Raw genomic sequence first — 17,649 nt, 5'->3', positions numbered from 1 at the left:
TAGTATTTATGATTACTTTAATTTTTTCTTTTTGTAAGGAAAATGATATTTACCGACATTAAATGGAATACACTTACTAACACTTTAAAATTTTATATCTGAAACGGCTAAGTCGTGATACGAAAACAAAAGGGTGTCGCTAAAATAGAATAAGAAAGGATATTATATTAAATCCATTCTGTAAATTAGCATTCAAACTGCTTTAAAAAAAACTTATATTTAATTCTGGCAAATGCGACAGGACTTAACTTTCAATTTTATAGTATGATCAATTTAAAAAAACTACATATATTAGGATTATTTGCTTTCATTTCGTACTCATATTCACAAGAGTTTGTTAAGCCCGATAATGCCAGAATCAATTACACGGGCAGGGTAGATGTTACAGCAGACTCTACTATGATTTACTGGCCTGGTACTACAGCTGGTATAACCTTTAAAGGATCAGGCGTTTCAGTAAAAATGAAGTCTTTAAAAGAAAAAGCATTTTTTTACGCCATCATTGATAAAGACGATAAAAAGCCTTTTAAGTTTGAAACAGATAATACCCTCAAAACGATAAATATAGCAAAAGATCTTAGCCCGGGTATCCATACATTAGAAATATATAAGCTATCAAATTCTACATCGGTAAATGTATTTTATGGATTTGAGCTTTATGGGGAAACAAAATTATTGAAGAATCCTGACCATCGTACCAGAAAAATTGAATTCTATGGAAATTCCATTACAGCAGGACACGGTGTAGATGTGCCGGAACGAGGTAATGACTCAGGATATCCGGAAGATTTCAACAACTATTATACTTATGCGGCTATAACAGCCAGACATTATAATGCTAAACCGTTTATCATTGCGCGCAGTGGGATAGGAATTACAGTAAGCTGGTTCCCTGAAATTATGCCTGAAACCTACGATCGTACAGCACCGCTGGATTCTTTAAGTAAATGGGATTTTGCAAAGTACACACCAGATATTGTAGTGATTAATCTTTTTCAGAATGATTCCTGGATTGTAAACAAACCAGAAAATGAACAGTTTAAGCGCAGATTTGGCACAGAGAAACCCTCAGAAACTTTTATAATTCAGTCGTACGCTAATTTTGTTCGTTCAGTCAGAAGCAAATATCCTTCTGCTAGTATAATTTGTGCATTAGGTAATATGGATGCTACAACGACTGGTTCTGAATGGCCGGGCTATATCAAAAAAGCCGTTGATCAGTTACATGATAAAAAAATATATACGGTATTTTTTCCTTATAAGGAAAGAGGTAACCATCCAAACAGAAAAGAACAGGAGGCCATGTCAAAACAGCTAATTGAATTTATTGATCGTAATATAAAATGGTAGATGGTTAAGCAAAAGATACAGGAATAGATTAACCTAAAAGTTTTGATAAAAAGCGTTAAAACTTGAGGGACTTTCTTTGTCCCATTAAACACAATGGTTTGTTGTATCTCTTAGCTAAACATGATATTGGTGGTGAAAATAAAATTATGGAAAGAGTGGGATCCTCGTCATCGGATAATTAAATTCTCAAACTATTTAATAATTCAATAAGTTTTGGGTCAGATGGTTTTGGTGCACGTGCAGTAACAATATTACCATTTGGGTCAACAAGGATAAATGTGGGAACTCCCTGAACACTATAATCTTTCATTATTTTGGATTCCCATTCATTTTCTGCTAACAATTGAGTTCCTCCTAATTTTTTATCTACAATAAATTTACTCCATTTTGGCTGATCCTTTATTGCATCTATTGAAATACTGACAAACTCAATATTTTTGCCTTTATATTTTTCTTCTACTTTTTGAAGAAACGGAATTTCCTCACGACATGGGCCACACCATGTTGCCCAAAGATCAATATAAACATATTTTCCTTTCAGATTTTCTAAAGAAGTTTTTCCTCCTTTTTGATTTTCATAATTAAAACCTGGAGCTGTATTTCCAGGCTGTAAAGCATTTGCCGCATTATAATTGGCTGTGAGTTTTCGTTTTAATATTGGATCATTTGTAATCAATAAAAATTCGTGATATATTTTATCATAACTCTCATTCTCAATGTTTATATCGTATGATAAGTTTTCAATCAAACGATTTTTTATGCTTTGACTTTTTAAGGCTTTAATTTGGGGAATTGCATTTTTAGCGAAATACATTAGATTGCCTTCTTCATCAGTTTTGATGTTTTCATAGAAATTCTGTACAACAATGTCCTGATATTGATTTGAGAATAAAAAATCAGAATTAGTGTCTAAATCCATTGTTTTATCAAACTTTGGATATGTTTGAGAAACATCAAAACTATCTAATTTGGCATAGTAAGAATGATATTTTTTATAGAATAATAAATGCTTTTGCTCCAAATAATAAATGCTTCTGGCTTCTTTTTCTTTGAATCCCATATCAGTAAATTTTGTTTTGAGATATAAATTATTAACCGAAGTTTTTATTTCCTGAAGCCTTTTCAGAAATTCATTTTCATTAAGTTTATAAAGTTGATCATCGGGAGTTGCAGAAATTATAAGCTGTTTTTTGGCAAGATATTGATTCTCTATATATCCTTTGCCTGTAAATTTTAAAGTGGTATTCAGTTTTGCGTCATCAGCATATATTTCCAGTTTAGAATCTTTAGACAGATATATAGGAATACTGTTTTTAGTAGTTTCGATTCTATATATGCCATCAAATTCTAATGCCAGGTTTTCTGAAAAACTACCATCTGTTTTGAGCTTTATTTCTTTGTCGAGTAATTCTCCCTTAATTCGAATTGTTTTATTTTTGTATTTATGATTTTACCCGAAACAATTATTATTTCTTCATTAATATTGAACGAATATAAGGTTGCAATTAAGAATATGAGGAATATTTTTTTCATTTTTGGTAATGTAGTCGGTTATTTTGAGGTTAAATACTGGTTAAAAATAGCGATAATTTTTTAAAATGAATTTATTTAGTCTTACATAACAGTTAAATTAAGTAGTATTTGATTGTGTTTTCAAATTTTATTAATTTTAAGATTTCTGTTTTAACGAAACTTATTAGGCATTTATGCTGTACTTTTGAATTGTAAAACTACTTCAATATGATAAGTGCTGAAAATTCACCCTTAAATAATAAAGATTTAAAAGAAAATGAGCCATTGAAAATTATATTGGCTGAAGATGATAATGATGATAAGGAATTATTTATTGATGCAGTAGATGCAACAAAAGTTCCTACTGAAATTATTACGGTAGGAAATGGTGAAGAACTAGTTGACATCTTGAAGGATGAGACTGAACAGAAACCAGATATTATTTTTATAGATATAAATATGCCTGTTAAAGGTGGTAAGGAAGCATTGGCAGAAATAAAGAATGATAAAAAACTTAAGGACATTCCTGCAGTTATGTTATCAACTTCCAATCATCCTAAAGATATAGAGGATACTTTCAATAAAGGAGCAGACCTCTATATACAAAAACCTAGTTCATTTGCAGGTTTTATTCTCGTTTTAAAAAAAGTCTTTTTTCTTTATTGGAAAAAAGCTCTAATAAATCCTTTAAAAAAAATATTTTTTATTTCTGAAAACAATACCATGGAGGATTAGTGACTGCTAAGGCTATCCCGATTGTTTTATTTAGATAAACTTCAAAAATTTTAAGATAATTTTGGATGGTTGTGTAATTACTTTTCTATAAAGTACATAAGTAATTAATTTTAAGTGCCTCATTCTAAACTATATTTAATATTAGTAGTTTTTTATCTGCCTGGAATTAGGATAAGAACATGAACTTATGAATAGCATACACTGGTTGTAAACAATATCCTTTTTAGGTCTATATTCTATAACAATTGCAAGTGGTTGTATAAATTGTCATGTATATTATAGTTTAATTTTACTTATATGCTAGATTAAAGTATTCTATATGATAAATAATAAGTTTATATGGGAAATAATTATTGAATTTTGAGTTAAGAAGTACAAAATTAACTATTGGTTAGATCATGATAATGGCCAGTCAAAAAGAAACGTTATGCAGTATCAAAATATACTTTTAATAGATGATGACGATGATGACAGAGAGATCTTTAAAGAGGCAGTCAAATCACTTGGGAATGATATACTATATACAGATGAGAAAAATCCAAATCAAGCTCTTGTAAAGCTCCGAAAGTCTGAATTGCTGCCAGATATTATCTTTTTGGATTATAATATGCCCGACATGAACGGACAGGAATTCATAATACAAATCAGGAATGAAAAACGATTAAAAGATATTCCTGTTATTTTATACTCGGCTTATTCTAAGGAAGCTGCTGAACAGCTCTTGTTGACTAATGGAAATGAATTTTTTATTTCAAAACCGTACAATTTTGAAGATTTAAAAAATATTTTGAAAGATGTATTAAATATTAGTGATTAGACATTTTCTGTGTAAAAATTAAAATGTAAATAAAGTTATATTACCATTTTTACTTTTTATATCAAAATAACTTTTTTTAATTCTTATACGTATAGACGTGAATTGTAAAGCAAAGAATCCATATTTTCAAACAATCAATTTCGTATATAGTGATTTCGTTTTTAATTATACTATTAGATTTTCTAAAAAGATCTATGCTTTAAGGTATATTTCAGCAATTTTAATGAGATAATAATTTATTTGGAAATAAAATTCTCAAATTCAATTAGTTCTAATTAAATAAAGTTATCTTTGAACAATTAAATATATTAAAATGCAAGAAGGTACAGTAAAATTCTTCAATGAAGAAAAAGGTTTTGGATTCATAACTCCTAATAATGGCGGAGATGAAGTTTTTGTTCATGTTTCAGGTTTGTCAGAAAACATTCGTCAAAATGATGAAGTACGATATGATATTGAAGAAGGCCGTAAAGGTCCAAACGCAGTAAACGTAGTTGTAGCATAACTATACTATCACATTAATTATAAAGGCATCTGATAATCAGGTGCCTTTATTTTTTGCAAAAGTTTTACTTATTACAATATGATACTCATTATATTCAGATCATGATTTTAAGTTTTTAATATAATATCTGCAAATAAGAAGTTTAAATGAAACATAAAAATTCCAGATTTATCTGAATCTTTTGTCTTAATAAAGTAATTAAGACAATACAGGAATCATTATGAAGGATTGTTATTCTGAAAATTGTTGACTTAAAGTTAAAATCATAAAAAAACTTATATTAAATTCTGATAAATGCGACAGGACCTGATTTTCAATTTTATAGTATGATCAATTTAAAAAACTAAACATATAAGTATTATTTGCTTTCATTGGATCCTTTAAGTAAATGGAATTTTGCAAAGTACACACCAGATATTGTAGTGATTAATCTTTTTCAGAATGATTCATGGATCGTAAACAAACCGGAAAATGAACAGTTTAAGCGCAGATTTTGCACAGAGAAACCATCAGAAACTTTTATAATTCAGTCGTACGCTAATTTTGTTCGTTCAGTCAGAAGCAAATATCCTTGGGTCGAGTATAATTTGAGCATTAGGTAATATGGATGCTACAAGGACTGGTTCTGAATGGCCGGGCTATATCCAAAAAGCCGTTGATCAGTTGCACGATAAAAAAATATATACCTTATTTTTTCCTTATAAAGAAAGAGGTAACCATCCAAACAGAAAAGAACAGGAGGCCATGCCCAAACAATTAATTAAATTTATTGATTGTTAATATAAAATGATAGATAGTTAAGCAATCGGCAGAGAATAAAAGCATATGGGTCATATTGTTTCGTCAAAAATTTTGCTGTTTCCCGAAGAGTTCCTTATGAAAAGTGCGTTAGAAAGGAACACTTCAGAGAGTTGGGGACTGATGATTTTAATTCCGTTGCTTTTATTGTTTTTTCAACCTTTTAAAATCCTCGATATATAAACCTTTGGCAGTATTTGTAGGGTTGAATGCAGCAAGATTACTAATATTAAAGGACAAAGAAGTATTGGCGGCTTTTGCTGTAGTTCGCAGGGTTTGGCCTGTAATTAATTCAAGGGCTTTCTTCAAATAAGGATCTTTTACGTTTCCAAATTCAACCAGATTAAAGAAAGTACTATATGGATTAATTTCGTAATCAGGTATGATTTTCGCTGGATTTTCGTCTTTGTCTTTGTTATAATATGAAAAGGTAATGGGTTGCAATTGCCATTTGTGTTTAGTATTTCGATTGGCATAGGAGATATAATTATAAGCAGGGGAATCGTATAGCGTGTTGGATCCTACAAATTTTCCAACTGTTTCTTCGCCTATTGTGATTACGTTAATGTATTTTTTTAGACATTGTATGGTAAGCTCGCTGGCAGAAGCGGTTTGAAAACTTATCAGCACATATATTTTTGTCAAAGCAAGGCTGTTTATACTTTCTTCTCTCTGAAAAGTTGGTTCGTTATCAACCAGGTTAAAAATGTTTACTTTTTCGGAAAGATTTTCATAGCCATCTTCACTATTATGTTTATTATTGAAGTCTAAGTAAATGTAGGGTTTGTTGGTAAAACTGCCATTAATCATTTGCGCCAGGGCAACTGCAGTTTCTAATGAGCCACCTCCATTATATCTTAAATCCAAAACCAATTCGTTAATTCCATCCGATTGCATTTTAGCGAAAGCCACATTGAGTTCGTCATTATAATCTGATTTAAAACCATTATAAACCAAATAACCAATGTTTTTGCTGCCATATACTTTCTTTTCGTAATAAGCAACCGGGTTTTCGTTAATTTCTGCTTTTGTTACAGTCACAGTTCCTGCTTTGTCAGTGGTTACTAAACTACTGTTTATAAATTGCACGCTTGCTGCCAAAGTAATTGTGAATTGTGTATTTTCTAATTGGTCATAATTACTTGAAGTAAGCTGGCTTCCATTTATTTTCGTAATAACGTCGCCTCTTTTCAATCCCGCCAAAGCTGCTGGTGAGCCAGGTACAATGTAGTTAATTAAAGCTACCATATTTGTATTGGATGCATCTTTAGGATAAATTCCATAGCTAAAACCACCTTTTTTTTCGACTTCTGCAATTTTTGAAGCATTCACTATTTCATTACTGTTTTCAATCCAGGAGAATCTATCAACTGTTCCTCTTTGATATAGGAGTGAATAAAAAAGCGCATCGGGAGTTTTTCCGTTAATAAAATTGTCATATGTTGTGGTAGAAGCGATTTTGCTGTCGGACAAATTAGTAACGTTGGGTTGCCAGTAGTACCAGGAATTCATAGCTTTCCAGACAAAATTATTAATCTCGTCTGGCTCGCTAGCTGTAGTTTCATTAGAATCAGAATCCTTGCTGCAAGCTGTAAAAAACAATCCTATAAGTAATGTTTTAACAATATATTTTAATTTCATTGTTTTTTCAATCGTTAAATTTGTGGTTATAAAACGCCAAAAGTATGAGAAATAGTATTCCAAAAACCGTCTTTCTATTATTTTTTTTCGGGTTTTTTTTTCTTTTTTCGTGTTCAGGACATCTTTTAGATATTAAAAACCAAACATACAAAAGTTATAGCAGGAATAGTGAGAGAGGATATGTAGTTAGTTTTGAATTAAAGAATGCTGCTGTTGTTCCTAAATCGATTGTTATTAATGGTATTGTTCAGGATATATCAAAAGAAAACAAAATTGGGGATATTTACCATGTAAATGTAATTGCACAAGCTACCATGATTCATAATTATAAGGTAAAATTAGATAAAAAAGAAAATGGGATTTATTTTGAGAAAAATTCTAATGTATTTTTTCAACCCGTAAAATTCCAATTGATCACAGATTAATTGAAAAACTTTAAATTACTTTTTTAAAACAAAAAAGCTTCAGATTTCTCCGAAGCTTTTTGTCTGTGTATCGGGAAGCATTCAATTATCTAACCGATTTTTTGAAGATTATTATAGCATTATTGCATGTGTTTCTTAAATTAATTTTGTGATATTATGTTAACTAGTTTGAAGAATAAAAATTGAACACTCACTTTGAAGTATAAAACTATTAAAAGAATAGATTGGCATGTAATGTATAAAGATTCGATTATGAATTTTCTACTTAATTTGTAAATCAATGTGTATTTATAGCATATTAAGTCTCTTCATGAGTTCTGGTCTATTTGATCTGCTCACCGGAACTACATCTTTTGCAATTAGAACACTATTATCTTCGATATCGATTATCTTTTTTACATTAATTATATAAGTTCGGTGTACTTTTAAAAAAGAAGATACAGGAAGTTTATCTTCTATTTTTTTTAAAGTAGAATGTACAGTATAATTTTTACCTTCAGTTTTTATCAGGATATAATCTCCTTTAGCCTCAATTAAGTTAATAGATGCAATGTTTATTTTTATAAGTCTTCTGTCGATGTTTATATAAAAATCAGTTTCAGTATCAGAAGGTTGTATAAAATACGGATCAGAATTTTGAGGTGATGGAGGCAATTTAAGCATTTTTTCTTCGATTTTATTTATTGCTTTTAAAAAGCGCTCCTCGGTAATTGGTTTTACCAAATAATCTACAATACATTTATATTCAAAAGCTTCTATAGCAAAATTTCTATCAGATGTTATTAGAATAACTAAAGGAGGATTTTTAATGGTTTGAATAAAATCAAAGCCTGTAAAGCCGGGCATATGTATATCTAAAAAAATAATATCTACCGGAATAGTACTTTGATTAAGAAACTTTAAAGCTTCCATTGCATTTTGAAATTCCTCTAAAAAATTTAAAGCAGGATGGTTTGCAATCATCTGACCAATAATTGCCCTAGCCAACGCTTCATCATCTATTAAAATACAATTCATCTAGTTAGATTTATAGTGAATTAACAAAATCTTGCATTTTATTAAGTACTTCATCAAAACCTACTTTTATTTCGTTTTTGAAAGCTTGTGTTTTTTTTAAGTTAATTTCGAACTCTTCAGCAAGATAATAACTTTTTTCCATTCCAAGAATAATGATTTTATGTTTTATCTTATGAATAATTTCTGCTGTAGCTGTAAAATTATTATTCTGAATTTTATTTTGGTATTCTTTTATTTCGAGCGGTAGTTCTTTTTTTAGGGTAATAATGATTAATTGCTTAAAAGCCATATCATTCCCAGACAGATTATTCACGTAGTTAAGATTTGGCTGTTCCATAAGCATCACAAATAAAGATAATCAATTTGTTTATTTAACTACCTAATTATAAAAAACAGATTTTTTTATATAGGTCTCTGACTATTGAATAGTTAAGTCAAATGTGTTGTAGTAAATATACTAATTTTTTTAATGATAGAGATTCTCTTATTTAATTCTGTGATTTTAATATATCCATAGTAAATTACCATTGGTCGACATACTAATTCTATTTATCTAAAAATGTACTTGTATATATGCATTAGAAATACATTTGTATCAGAATTAATGCAAAAAGAAGTTTGTGAAAATATAATAGTATATTTTTTATAATAATTAATAAAATTTAATATGAAGCCAGCAAAGAAAAAAATAGGAATTACATTTAGTTCATTCGACTTATTGCATGCAGGGCATGTTCGTATGCTTGAAGAAGCAAAAATGCATTGTGATTACTTGATTGTTGGATTACAGACTGATCCCACGATAGACCGACCAGAAAAAAACAAACCTACTCAGACAGTTGTAGAACGTTATATTCAATTAAAGGCTTGCAAATTTGTTGACGAAATAATCCCATATACAACTGAAATGGACCTCGAAGATATTCTCCAGTCACTACCAATTGATGTTCGGATTTTGGGAGACGAATATCGAAACGTGAATTTTACAGGCCGAAAGTATTGTGAAAATATGGAAATTCAGTTGGTTTTTAACAAGCGCAATCATCGATTTTCAAGTAGTGGGCTTAGAAAAGAAGTCTACCTGTGTGAATCTATAAAATTGCAGTAAGATTCAAATTGTTAACTACCTAAATCGTGAATCTAAACAAAAAATGATTTTTTTATTCTACTTATCAGTTTAGAGTTAATAAATCCCGAAAATGCAAAATCTATCAAGGTGTTAAGTAAAAAAATCTTAATTTTAGTTATTAAGTTCTTGAGCACATTTTGATGGATATCAGATAAGTGAGGTACTAAAAACAGTATTTAAATTAAATCTTACGTTGTTTTGGCAAAACAAAACAAAAACAAACGCCTTCTTGATTATTTTCTCTTTTTTGTAAAAAAATACTGCCCTCTGTCCTGTCTAATATTGCTCTGACTGTTGCTAAACCAATACCTGAATTCTTAGTAAATTTTGAATTTACAGTTTCAAACAATTCAAAAACCTTTTCCCAATATTCTTGTGGTATACCAGGTCCATTGTCTTCAAATCTAAAAGAATAGTTGGATTCGTTTTCTGTGAATGTCAGCCAAACACAGCATTCTTTTTTATCCGTATGTTTTATTGTATTAGATAGGAGATTTTGAATAATTTGCACAAAACCTATTTTAGAATGTTTTATAATGACATCACAATTAATGTAATTAATATGAGTTGGTGTATGTAGGATACCGTTGCTCAGTATATATTGAACTACATCTTTTACATTAAAATCTTCAAAATAAATTTCATCATTAGTAACTTTAGTATATTCTAAAATTCCATTAATTAAAAAGTCCATATATTCATTTCTGGAATAGATCAAATCAATCCATTCTTCAAGTTCAGTATTTGTAATGAGCGTTTTGTAATCTTCTTTTATAAAAGTTATTAGTGAGTTTATCCCACTAATCGGAACTTTTAAATCATGCGTAAGACGATGGGCAAATTGACTTAACTGAGTGTTTTTTCTACTGATTTCATTGTTTAACTCTTCTAGAAATCTATTCTTTTTTCGAATTTCAAGTTGTGATATTACTTGATTTCCCAGTGCTCTTAAGGCTTCTTTTTGGCCTTCTGTAAGATCTTCTCTAGGTTTTGTATCAATGACACAAAGGGTTCCTAAGGCATAACCGTCCTTCGTATTTAAAGGGGCTCCAGCATAAAATATTACATTAGGATCATTAGTTGTTAATGGATTATCAAAAAACCTTTCGTCTTTAGTGGCATCCGGAATAATAAATAATTCATTTGGTGAATTTATGGCATGTGCACAAAAAGAAAAATCCCTTGGTGTTTGAGTTGCATCTAAGCCATAGTGTGATTTAAACCATTGTCGGTTGTCATCTATTAAACTTACTAATGCGATGGGAGTGCCACAAATTTGAGCTGCTATTTTCGTCAGGGCATCATACTCTTCTTCTTCGAGTGTATCAAGTATATTATACTCCTTTAAGGATTTTGAACGGAGATTTTCATTGACAGGGATTTCAGGTTTATGCATACAAGAGGTTTTACTTTAATGTGTTGAAAATTAGTTTTCTGTATCAGTAAAATTATTTCATAGTATGAAATTACTAAATTTTTGTTGCCATATTCAAGTTTTTAAAAATTTTATAGTTTTAAGTTATTGCAACAGTAAACAAGATAAAAGTTTGACTCAAATTTTTTACTAAAATCTTTACATCTCTAGTCGCGATGAATATAGCCTATGCAATCATTACTTGTTTTGATTTGGAAATTAAACGTTCTAATCGTAGTAATAATAAATTTGGCTTAAATGGCTTAGATACAAAATCATCTACTCCTAAGTTAAAAGCTTTTAAAACGGTTGCTTCTTCTTGACCTAAACAAGAAAGTACAATCATTGGTATATGTTCAAAATTTTCTTTTGAATACGAAATAATTTCTAATCCTGAACGTAAGGGCAGAATGATATCTGTAATTATCAAGTCTGGTAAAAATTCCGAAATTTTCTTTATGGCATTTAGACCATTTGAGCAGCATTTTACCTGATATCCTTCTTTTTCTAAAATATATTTCAGGATTTTTGTTAATAATACGTCGTCTTCCGCTATTAATATTTTTAAATTTGAATTTTTCATTTGAATTAATTATTAACTGTTAAACAAATTTTATTATTTGACTGCGTGTATTTTTTAGAATCCTCTAAATTCTTTCTGACTACAACAAGTTGTGGAAAGTCTATTATAGGTATTTAAAAAAAGCTGACCATGATTTATTCCACTTTTCTAATAAATCTAAAAATTGTTAGTCTTCAACTGCAACATTTAGAATCTTACATAACTCAATTATTTTGCTGATTTTGAACCAATTTTTTTTGAAAATGGAATGATAAAAGCTCCTTGTGGCGAGGAGCTTTTACTTAACTAAAATTGTTTTTGGATAATAATTTTTGTTGGGGGACTATGCAATTATTACATTACAAATGTCGGTTGCTTTTTACTTTTTCATCTTAACTATTAGATGATTAGCTTTTTAGTGTAGACCAATGGTATTTGAAAATCGTTGACAAGCATAATTGAGTGTTTGTAAGTGATCTTGTTTCTGTTAAAATCGAGTAGAGGATTTCATTTGCAAAACAATAAAAAAAGCTCCTTGTGGCGAGGAGCTTTACTTAACTAAATTGTTTTTGGATAATAATTTGTTGGGGGACAATGCAATTATTACATTACAAATCTCGGATGCTTTTTACTTTTTCATCTTAATTATTAGATAGTTAGTTCGTTTTTGTAGACGAATAGACATTGAGAATCGTTAACAGGTATATAAGCTCTTGATTTTTTACTTTTTCTGTTAAATTGGGAGATAAAAATCCCTTATTTGCAATGCTCATAAAAAGCATGATATAACTGCTTGTTTTAGTACGATTTATATATTCTATATGTTTCCAAAAAGGCATCAATTTAAGATAAATGATTTATTTTCTTTATTTCAGTTTAACGGCAAATAGATACCATTCAACTACAGTTTTATACAGCTGACCGAATTTATATAAAAATAAGCCACATTATAATTAAATTTGATTACTAATATTTATATAGAAACTACATGTCAAAATCATTAAATATATTATTAATAGAAGACGATGCTATTGAAATTATGAAATTTAATAGAGTTTTAGCAAACTTGGAGCAGGTTCATAAGATAATAGAAGCGAATAACGGCGAAGAAGCGCTTACGATACTGAAAGACAAAGTAATTATTCCGGATATAATTGTATTGGATCTCAATATGCCCAAAATAAACGGTATTGAATTTTTAGGTATTCTCAAAGCGGATGATGTTTTAAAATACATACCTGCTATTGTATTGACTACTTCTAATAATCATAAAGATGTTCTGGAGTTTTACAGAATAGGTATAGCCGGATACATGCTTAAACCACTGAAATATGAGGAATATGTTGATAAAATAAAAAAAATGATTGAATACTGGAGTATAAATGAGTTAATTTCTCAATAAAATAGCGTAATGTACGGTATAATTTATAAGGCTTTTGAGCAATACGTCATAGATACTTTTGATGTAGAAACATGGAATAATACTATTTCTAAAAGTTTAGTCTCTATGAATACTAAAACCATAGATCAGCCTTATAATGATGCTATTACTTTTGAAATAGCAAAACAATTATCAAAAAGGACTAATTTAACTATCGATAAAATCCTTTTTCAATTAGGCGAGTACGTAGTAAAGATAACTCGTGAGAAATATCTGTTAATTATGCAGTCTAGGGACAGTGATTTTAAAGATTATTTACTAAATTTACCTAGCTTTCATAACCGGATGTTGTTGATATACCCAAGACTAACTCCTCCTGAATTTAAAGTAACTGTTGTAAATGATACTATTTTAATGTTGCATTATTACACAAGTACGCCCGGAATGAAAGAGTATATACAAGGGTATCTTAACGGACTAGTAAAAGTATTTGAAAACAGTGTATTAATTGAGCATGTTGTATCCAGGGAGTTAAACAAATTTGAGGATGTGTTTAAAATAAGCTGGTAATATGTATGGATTCAATTAATTTTACTCCTGAGAGCTTGAATGAAGTCTTCCCTTTTTACATTTTGTTTGATCAGCAAATGAGTATTTATTCTTATGGAGAAAGTTTGAAAAAGGTTTTGCCTTCAATACAACAACAAACCAAAGTTTCCGATTATTTCGCATCTAAAAGGCCTTTTATGGAAAGGATAGATGCACAAACAATAGCTGAAAACGTAAATCAACTAGTGATTTTAGAATGTATAGTAGGTAACAGATCTATAATTAGAGGGCAGTTTATTACTGTAGATAATTGTTTTTTATTTGTTGGTTCACCTTGGTTAACGTCAGTAGAAGAGGTAAAAAAAAATAATTTGGCCCTGTCTGACTTCGCTAATTATGACCCACAGCTTGATTTACTGCAGATACTCAAAAATCAGGAAGTAAAGAATCAGGAACTTAATGAATTACTTCAAATTAATAACCGTCAAAGAGAAGAGCTTAATAAGGATCGTGAGGAACTAAACCGGCTTTCATTAGTTGCAAGCGATAACAAAAATGCCATAGTTTTTACTGATGCTGATGCAAAAATATTTTGGTGTAATGATGCATATCATAAGATTACAGGATTTACTGCAAATTCCGGTTATATTGATCACCCCATTCCGTTTTAAAGTGAGCACCTGATTCCAGTTCAAAATGACCACCTAATTCCGGTGCAAAGTGAGCACCTCCGTTTTGATTAAAAACTATATTTTTTCATCTGTTAATTAGTATTCAAATATAATAAAATATCACTCTTTGTTTATTCCTCTTTTCTTTCTCATGGATTCTCCATGTAATTCAAGCCTATGAGATTGGTGTATAAGTCTGTCTAATATTGCATCGGCTATCGTTTTTTCTCCAATTATATCATACCAGCCTTGAACTGGTATTTGTGATGTCACGATTATAGAGCCGTTATTATGCCTGTCCTCTATGATCTCTAAAAGAGTAATTCGGTTATGGCTGTCAAGTGCCTGGAGTCCAAAATCATCAAGTATTATAACATCCTGTCTTTGTATTTTGGTAAGTTCCCGTAGATAAGTACCATCTGCTTTAGCCATTTTTAGTCTAGCGAACAATTTTGAGGTATTAAAATAACTTACCTTAAAACCCTGTATACAGGCTTGATAACCTAATGCAGTACCTAAATAACTTTTACCGACACCGGTGCTTCCAGTGATTAAAATGTTTTCGTTTTTCTCTATAAATTCGCATTCTGCCAGACGCAGTACCATGTTTCGGTCCAGGTTACGTGATACATCAAAATTGATACTTTCAATATTTGATTTGTAATGGAATTTGGCATTAGTGATACTTCGTTCAATACGACGATTGTACCTTTCATCCCATTCTGCATCAATAATCATCGATACAAACTGGTCAAGGGTATAATGATCTGTTTTCCCGCTTTCAATGGCTGTTTTAAAAGCATTAAACATGCCATAAAGCTTCATTTGTTTCATTTTGGTTACTGTGGATTCATTCATTTTTTCAAGATTTAATTTAGTTATAATAGTGTTTTCCTCTTATGTTACTGTGATCGGGAAGTTCCTGCTCAGGTTCTTGATCAAAATCAATATGATCCAAGTTGTTTTCTAAAATGTTTTGTATGGTCTTAAAATTGTAAATTTTAAAATCAAGTGCCCGCCTGCAGGCATTTATTAATCGCTGTCTGCCTACCTTTTTTTCAAAATTCAGTATTCCTAAACAGCTTTTATAAGCCTGTTCTGGATGATTTCTGCTTTCGATTATCTGCATTATATATTCTCCTACTGACTCATCAATATTATTAGCCCATTCAATGAAGCGGGCAGCACTCCATTGGGCTACAAATTGATGTGTACTGGCTAAATGCTCAGGAGTTGTTGTATAGACATAAGGTTTGTAGTTTCTTGGATGTACAGCTATTCGATTGTATTTATAATAAATCTCTACCGTTGATTTGGTATATAACAGCTTGGCTTTCTTCTTTACATATTGATACGGAACGCTGTAATAGTTTTTGTCCTGGCTTAATTGAACATGACCGTTTTGCATTACTGTTGCAAAAGACTGGTATTTAATTTCAAAACGATCTTGTGGGAGTGGACGCAGTTTTTCTTTCTCGTCTTCTAAAAATAATTCAAAACGGGAATAAGGGCGTCCTGTTAGTTTTCTGTTATTGTGAGAGTCAAGTAAATCCCAGATCTGCTGGTTTAATTCTTCCAGAGAAAAGAACTTAGTTTCTTTTATGGTTACATAAATCCTTCGATATAATATCTTAACAGCTCCTTCAACTAATGATTTGTCTCTGGGTCTGTAAGCTCTGGCAGGTAAAATTGTGGTTTCGTAATGTTCTGCTAAATCAGCCAGGGTTTCATTGATTGTCGGTTCAAAACGACTGCTTTTTATTACGGCAGATTTTAAATTATCTGGAACAATGGCGACAGGAGTGCCTTCAAAAAAGCGCATGGCATTTTCTACCGAGTCAACAAAGTATTCCTTTTGCTGGCTCATGGAAGCTTCAGCATACGTGTATTGGCTAGCGCCCAATATTGCTACAAAAAATTGTACTTCTTTGACTTCTCCAGTATCTATATCAATAATTGAGAGTGTCTTTCCGGCATAATCAACATACATTTTATCACCAGCCTTATGGTTCATATGCATGACCGGATTAACTCGTTTGCCCCATATATTGTAATGATAATGAAATTGTGAAGTTCGATAACCATCAGGATTTACAGCAATATATTGTTCCCACATATGCTGTACGGTAACGCCAACTTTTTTTAGTTCACGTTCCATTTTAGGAAAAAAATCATAAAGTGTCTGTAATCTCGGGCTAATGGCCTCTACACTAGTCTGGGAGAATAAAAGTTCCAGCTCTGCATCGGTTTTTTGGTCGATTAATTCAAAGCTTAATTCGAGAACTTCAAATAAAGAAATATATTTCTTTACCGTATTTCTTGAAAGGGATAAGTAGCTACTTATAAATAACTTACTCTTTCCATTACAATAGAATTTAATTACTTTTCTAATTTTACTCATGTCTGTTATTTTGTTTGCCATAATCCGTAAATTTTTAACGAATGTATGGTTCTAACAACATGAAAAAATCAATAGTTTTTAATACTTAATTCACCACAAAACTTGGTGGTCAATTTGCTCCGGAATTAGGTGGTCAGTTTGCTCCGGAACGGGTGGTCAATTTACTCCGGAATTAGGTGGTCAAATTGACCGGTTTTTCCATGAAGCCATCAAGTTGGAAATTGACAGGTATAATGCAAAGGTTTCAAAGGCAAGAGATTTACTTTTTTCCGAAAAAATAGATTCAGATGATTACAAGGAGATCAAAGAGGAATGTAAAAAAAGCATTGAAACTTTAGAAGAGGAACTATCAGCTTTTATGTCGGAACACAAAAATCTTGACATTAAGAAAAGTCTTGAGGGAGCAATTGTTATGGTTAGCAAGCTATCAAGAGTTTATAAAGAGGGTGACATAGAGCTTAAGCGGAAAGTTATAAGTTCGATATATCCTGAAAAACTGGTTTTTGATGGAACTACATATCGAACCCCGCGAGTTAATGTTATTGCAAGGTCTATCTTGTTGATTAATAAGGTGTTATTTGATTAAAAAAAACCGAACAAATGAATCAATATCTCATTTGTCCGGTCTTGTAGCGGGAACAGGACTCGAACCTGTGACCTTCGGGTTATGAGCCCGACGAGCTGCCTACTGCTCTATCCCGCGATGTTTCGGGTGCAAAGATACATACTAAATACGGTTATG

19 protein-coding genes and 1 tRNA gene are annotated in these 17,649 nt (G+C 30.8%); 11 read left to right on the top strand and 9 right to left on the bottom strand.

From position 1 onward, the window contains the following. Positions 1-264: 264 nt before the first annotated feature. Complete coding sequence (locus OZP09_RS03375; RefSeq protein WP_281310290.1) at positions 265-1,350, top strand: SGNH/GDSL hydrolase family protein; 1,086 nt, start codon at positions 265-267, stop codon at positions 1,348-1,350. A gap of 178 nt (positions 1,351-1,528) precedes the next feature. Here OZP09_RS03375 and OZP09_RS03370 read toward each other — a convergent pair whose 3' ends face one another. After that, entirely contained in the window at positions 1,529-2,410 is an 882-nt protein-coding gene (locus OZP09_RS03370) for a TlpA family protein disulfide reductase (RefSeq protein ID WP_269236537.1), read from the bottom strand. Between the two features lie 680 nt (positions 2,411-3,090). Here OZP09_RS03370 and OZP09_RS03365 point away from each other — a divergent pair. The 4 genes from OZP09_RS03365 (at position 3,091) to OZP09_RS03350 (ending at position 5,699) form a co-directional block, all read left to right on the top strand. After that, on the top strand, positions 3,091-3,597 hold the full coding sequence (locus tag OZP09_RS03365; protein WP_281310289.1) for a response regulator: 507 nt from the start codon (positions 3,091-3,093) through the stop codon (positions 3,595-3,597). Between the two features lie 427 nt (positions 3,598-4,024). Next, complete coding sequence (locus OZP09_RS03360) at positions 4,025-4,414, top strand: response regulator (RefSeq protein ID WP_269236535.1); 390 nt, start codon at positions 4,025-4,027, stop codon at positions 4,412-4,414. 313 nt (positions 4,415-4,727) lie between these two features. After that, positions 4,728-4,919, top strand: a complete 192-nt coding sequence (locus tag OZP09_RS03355) for a cold-shock protein (RefSeq protein WP_269236534.1) — start codon at positions 4,728-4,730, stop codon at positions 4,917-4,919. 603 nt (positions 4,920-5,522) lie between these two features. Beyond that, a complete protein-coding gene (locus tag OZP09_RS03350) occupies positions 5,523-5,699 on the top strand; it encodes a hypothetical protein (protein WP_269236533.1) in 177 nt (58 codons plus the stop codon). 162 nt (positions 5,700-5,861) lie between these two features. Here the strand turns inward: OZP09_RS03350 and OZP09_RS03345 are convergent, their stop codons facing one another. After that, positions 5,862-7,358 carry a S41 family peptidase gene (locus OZP09_RS03345; RefSeq protein ID WP_281310288.1) on the bottom strand — a complete coding sequence of 499 codons (1,497 nt, stop codon included), beginning with the start codon at positions 7,356-7,358 and terminating at the stop codon, positions 5,862-5,864. Positions 7,359-7,402: 44 nt separating this feature from the next. On the opposite strand from OZP09_RS03345, the gene OZP09_RS03340 reads away from it, so the two are divergent. Then, positions 7,403-7,783, top strand: coding sequence for a hypothetical protein (locus OZP09_RS03340; protein ID WP_281310287.1), 381 nt, complete (start codon positions 7,403-7,405; stop codon positions 7,781-7,783). Positions 7,784-8,071: 288 nt separating this feature from the next. Here OZP09_RS03340 and OZP09_RS03335 read toward each other — a convergent pair whose 3' ends face one another. Together OZP09_RS03335 and OZP09_RS03330 are read right to left on the bottom strand one after the other, a co-directional pair. Beyond that, positions 8,072-8,800: a LytR/AlgR family response regulator transcription factor gene (locus tag OZP09_RS03335; protein WP_281310286.1), complete on the bottom strand. Its 729-nt coding sequence runs from the start codon at positions 8,798-8,800 to the stop codon at positions 8,072-8,074. 10 nt (positions 8,801-8,810) lie between these two features. Further along, entirely contained in the window at positions 8,811-9,113 is a 303-nt protein-coding gene (locus OZP09_RS03330; protein ID WP_269236528.1) for an Hpt domain-containing protein, read from the bottom strand. A gap of 354 nt (positions 9,114-9,467) precedes the next feature. Here OZP09_RS03330 and OZP09_RS03325 point away from each other — a divergent pair, with 354 nt between their 5' ends. Beyond that, on the top strand, positions 9,468-9,908 hold the full coding sequence (locus OZP09_RS03325) for an adenylyltransferase/cytidyltransferase family protein (protein WP_269236527.1): 441 nt from the start codon (positions 9,468-9,470) through the stop codon (positions 9,906-9,908). A gap of 202 nt (positions 9,909-10,110) precedes the next feature. Here OZP09_RS03325 and OZP09_RS03320 read toward each other — a convergent pair whose 3' ends face one another. Beyond that, the gene (locus tag OZP09_RS03320) at positions 10,111-11,325 is read right to left on the bottom strand and encodes a sensor histidine kinase (RefSeq protein ID WP_269236526.1); all 1,215 of its coding nucleotides are present in this window, start codon (positions 11,323-11,325) and stop codon (positions 10,111-10,113) included. A 205-nt stretch (positions 11,326-11,530) separates the two neighbouring features. Continuing rightward, complete coding sequence (locus tag OZP09_RS03315) at positions 11,531-11,926, bottom strand: response regulator transcription factor (protein ID WP_269236481.1); 396 nt, start codon at positions 11,924-11,926, stop codon at positions 11,531-11,533. Between the two features lie 967 nt (positions 11,927-12,893). Here OZP09_RS03315 and OZP09_RS03310 point away from each other — a divergent pair. The 3 genes from OZP09_RS03310 to OZP09_RS03300 are packed head-to-tail and all read left to right on the top strand — an operon-like array spanning position 12,894 to position 14,506. Continuing rightward, a complete protein-coding gene (locus tag OZP09_RS03310) occupies positions 12,894-13,307 on the top strand; it encodes a response regulator (RefSeq protein ID WP_269236480.1) in 414 nt (137 codons plus the stop codon). A 9-nt stretch (positions 13,308-13,316) separates the two neighbouring features. Beyond that, complete coding sequence (locus OZP09_RS03305) at positions 13,317-13,856, top strand: heme NO-binding domain-containing protein (protein WP_269236478.1); 540 nt, start codon at positions 13,317-13,319, stop codon at positions 13,854-13,856. Positions 13,857-13,861: 5 nt separating this feature from the next. Continuing rightward, complete coding sequence (locus OZP09_RS03300; RefSeq protein WP_281310285.1) at positions 13,862-14,506, top strand: hypothetical protein; 645 nt, start codon at positions 13,862-13,864, stop codon at positions 14,504-14,506. A gap of 120 nt (positions 14,507-14,626) precedes the next feature. On the opposite strand, the gene istB is transcribed toward OZP09_RS03300, so the two are convergent. Together istB and istA are read right to left on the bottom strand one after the other, a co-directional pair. Next, complete coding sequence (gene istB / locus OZP09_RS03295; protein ID WP_056251131.1) at positions 14,627-15,364, bottom strand: IS21-like element helper ATPase IstB; 738 nt, start codon at positions 15,362-15,364, stop codon at positions 14,627-14,629. Between the two features lie 16 nt (positions 15,365-15,380). Beyond that, positions 15,381-16,928, bottom strand: coding sequence for an IS21 family transposase (gene istA / locus OZP09_RS03290; protein WP_269236116.1), 1,548 nt, complete (start codon positions 16,926-16,928; stop codon positions 15,381-15,383). Between the two features lie 193 nt (positions 16,929-17,121). On the opposite strand from istA, the gene OZP09_RS03285 reads away from it, so the two are divergent. Then, positions 17,122-17,493: a hypothetical protein gene (locus OZP09_RS03285; protein ID WP_269236524.1), complete on the top strand. Its 372-nt coding sequence runs from the start codon at positions 17,122-17,124 to the stop codon at positions 17,491-17,493. 44 nt (positions 17,494-17,537) lie between these two features. Here the strand turns inward: OZP09_RS03285 and OZP09_RS03280 are convergent. Continuing rightward, a tRNA-Met gene (locus OZP09_RS03280) sits at positions 17,538-17,610 on the bottom strand. Positions 17,611-17,649 lie beyond the last annotated feature (39 nt).

This window comes from Flavobacterium flavigenum (genome assembly GCF_027111255.2).
Classification (GTDB): domain Bacteria; phylum Bacteroidota; class Bacteroidia; order Flavobacteriales; family Flavobacteriaceae; genus Flavobacterium; species Flavobacterium flavigenum.
Note: the sequence above shows the minus strand (reverse complement) of the source record. Positions and strands in the feature narration are given on the sequence as shown.